The organism is Caldimonas sp. (assembly GCF_046289365.1).
GTDB lineage: Bacteria > Pseudomonadota > Gammaproteobacteria > Burkholderiales > Burkholderiaceae_C > Caldimonas.
The window spans coordinates 1-2955 of the sequence record NZ_JBKBVU010000280.1 but is presented as its reverse complement, the minus strand read 5'-3'; the positions used below and the strand labels follow the sequence as shown (position 1 = coordinate 2955).

At 69.6% G+C, this 2955-nt stretch carries 3 protein-coding genes; all 3 read left to right on the top strand.

Annotation, left to right across the window (positions count from 1 at the left end; translation table 11 throughout):
- Nucleotides 1-1292, top strand: a 1292-nt coding sequence (locus ACK42S_RS16915; protein WP_409710302.1) for a carboxyl transferase domain-containing protein, incomplete at its 5' end; no start/stop codon positions are given.
- A gap of 14 nt (nucleotides 1293-1306) precedes the next feature.
- Nucleotides 1307-2092 carry an enoyl-CoA hydratase/isomerase family protein gene (locus ACK42S_RS16910; protein ID WP_409710299.1) on the top strand — a complete coding sequence of 262 codons (786 nt, stop codon included), beginning with the start codon at nucleotides 1307-1309 and terminating at the stop codon, nucleotides 2090-2092.
- A gap of 35 nt (nucleotides 2093-2127) precedes the next feature.
- On the top strand, nucleotides 2128-2955 hold an 828-nt coding region (locus tag ACK42S_RS16905), incomplete at its 3' end, for a biotin carboxylase N-terminal domain-containing protein (protein ID WP_409710296.1).

The window sequence follows — 2955 nt, the reverse complement described above, 5'->3', positions numbered from 1 at the left end:
TCTGCAACGACGCCACTGTCAAAGGGGGCACGTACTACCCCATGACGGTGAAGAAGCACCTGCGTGCGCAGGAGGTGGCCCAGCAGAACCACTTGCCTTGCATCTACCTGGTGGACAGCGGCGGGGCCAACCTGCCCAACCAGGACGAGGTCTTTCCCGACCGCGATCACTTCGGGCGCATCTTCTACAACCAGGCCACGATGAGCGCGGCCGGCATCCCGCAGCTGGCGGTGGTGATGGGCTCGTGCACCGCAGGCGGTGCCTACGTGCCGGCGATGAGCGACGAGGCCATCATCGTGAAGAACCAGGGCACCATCTTCCTGGGTGGCCCGCCGCTGGTGAAGGCGGCCACCGGCGAGGTGGTCAGCGCCGAGGACCTGGGCGGCGGGGACGTGCACACGCGCCTGTCGGGCGTGGCCGACCACCTGGCCGAAAACGACCTGCACGCGCTGGCGCTGGCGCGCGCCGCGGTGGCGCGCTTGAACCGGCGCAAGCCCCAGCCGCTGGCCTGCGTGCCGCCGCGCCCGCCGAAGTATGCGCCCGAAGAGCTGCATGGCGTGATCCCCACCGACACGCGCAAGCCCTTCGATGTGCGCGAGGTCATCGCGCGCATCGTCGATGCCAGCGAGTTCGACGAGTTCAAGGCCCGCTATGGCAGCACCCTGGTGTGCGGCTTCGCCCACATCGAGGGCATGCCGGTGGGCATCGTGGCCAACAACGGCATCCTCTTCAGCGAAAGCGCCAACAAGGGGGCACATTTCATCGAGCTGTGCTGCCAGCGCAAGGTGCCGCTGGTCTTCCTGCAAAACATCACCGGCTTCATGGTGGGCCGCAAGTACGAGAACGAGGGCATCGCCCGCGCCGGCGCGAAGATGGTGACGGCCGTGGCCTGCGCCCAGGTGCCGAAGTTCACCGTGATCATCGGTGGCAGTTTCGGGGCCGGCAACTACGGCATGTGCGGCCGGGCCTATTCGCCCCGCTTCCTGTGGATGTGGCCGAATGCGCGCATCAGCGTGATGGGCGGCGAGCAGGCCGCCAGCGTGCTGGCCACCGTCAAGCGCGACGGCATCGAGGCCAAGGGCGGCACCTGGAGCGCCGAGGAGGAAGAGGCCTTCAAGGCCCCGATCCGCCAGCAGTACGAGGAGCAGGGACACCCGTACTACGCCTCGGCCCGGCTGTGGGACGACGGTGTCATCGACCCGGCCGACACGCGCCGCGTGCTGGCCTTGGGCCTGAGCGCCAGTCTGAATGCCCCCATCCCGGACACACGCTTCGGCGTCTTTCGCATCTGAGCTCAGGAGGCTCCATGCCCGCCACCCTCGACATCCGCATCGATGGCCCCGTGGCCCGTGTCTGGCTCAACCGGCCGGAGGTCCGCAATGCCTTCAACGATGCCACCATCGCTGAGCTGACCGAGACGTTCCAGGCCTTGGGCCGCGACGCCTCGCTGCGCGCGGTGGTGCTGGGCGCGCACGGCAAGGCCTTCAGCGCAGGCGCCGATCTGAACTGGATGCGCGCGATGGCCGACTACACCTGGGAGCAAAACCGCGACGACGCGGCGCGCCTGGCCGAGATGCTGTGGACGCTCTATCGCTGCCCGCTGCCGGTGGTGGGGCGCATCCACGGCGACTGCTATGCCGGCGGTGTGGGGTTGGCGGCCGTGTGCGACGTGCTCGTGGCGGCCGAGGGCGTGCAGTTCTGCCTGTCCGAAGCGAAGCTGGGCCTGCTGCCGGCCACCATCAGTCCTTATGTGATCCGCGCGATGGGCGAGCAGGCCGCGCGGCGCTACTTCCTCACCGCCGAACGCTTCAGCGCGGCCGAAGCGCATCGCCTGGGCTTCGTGCACGAGCTGTGTACGGCCGAGGCGATCGACGAGCGCGTCGATGCGATCGTCGCGGCCCTGGTGGCCAACAGCCCGCAGGCGGTGAAGGCCTGCAAGCGCCTGGTGCACGACGTCGCAGGCCAGCCGATCAGCGCGGCGCTGCGCGAGGACACCGCGCGGCGGATTGCCGACATCCGTGCAAGCGATGAGGGCCGCGCCGGGGTGCGCGCCTTCCTCGACAAGCGCAGCCCGCCCTGGGCCGGTGTGTGAGCCGCTTGCCCGTTCAACGACACGAAGGTCTGTGCATGTTCAAGAAGATCCTGATTGCCAACCGCGGCGAGATCGCCTGCCGCGTGGCGGCCACGGCCCGCCGCCTGGGCATCCGCACCGTGGCGGTGTATTCCGATGCCGACGCCCAGGCCAAGCACGTGCAGGTGTGCGACGAGGCCGTGCACATCGGAGGGCCGGCGCCGCGCGAGAGCTACCTGCGCCACGAACGCATCTTGGAGGTGGCGCGTGCCACCGGCGCGCAGGCCATCCACCCGGGCTACGGCTTCCTCAGCGAGAACGAGGTCTTCGCCCAGGCCTGTGCGGATGCGGGCATCGTCTTCATCGGCCCGCCCGCCTCGGCGATTGCCGCGATGGGCAGCAAGGCCGCGGCCAAGGCCCTGATGGAAAAGGCCGGTGTGCCGCTGGTGCCGGGCTACCACGGCGATCGCCAGGAGAGCGACTTCCTGCTGGCGCAGGCGCGCGCCATCGGCTTTCCGGTGCTGATCAAGGCCAGTGCCGGCGGGGGTGGCAAGGGCATGCGTGCGGTGCACTCGGCCGAGGAGTTCGAAGGCGCGCTGGCCTCCTGCAAGCGCGAGGCGCGCTCCAGCTTTGGCGACGACCATGTGCTGGTGGAGCGCTACGTGACCCGGCCGCGCCACATCGAGATCCAGGTGTTCTGCGATGCCCACGGCAATGGTGTGTACCTGTTCGAGCGCGACTGCTCGGTGCAGCGGCGCCACCAGAAGGTGCTGGAAGAAGCGCCCGCGCCGGGCATGACGCCGCAGCGCCGCCGCGAGATGGGCGAGGCGGCCGTGGCCGCGGCGCGGGCCGTGGGCTACGTGGGCGCGGGCACCGTGGAGTTC

What these genes read in the sequence shown, in the direction of transcription:
- ACK42S_RS16910 (WP_409710299.1), top strand. Translation starts at nt 1,307, where the DNA reads ATGCCCGCCACCCTCGACATCCGCATCGATGGCCCCGTGGCCCGTGTC.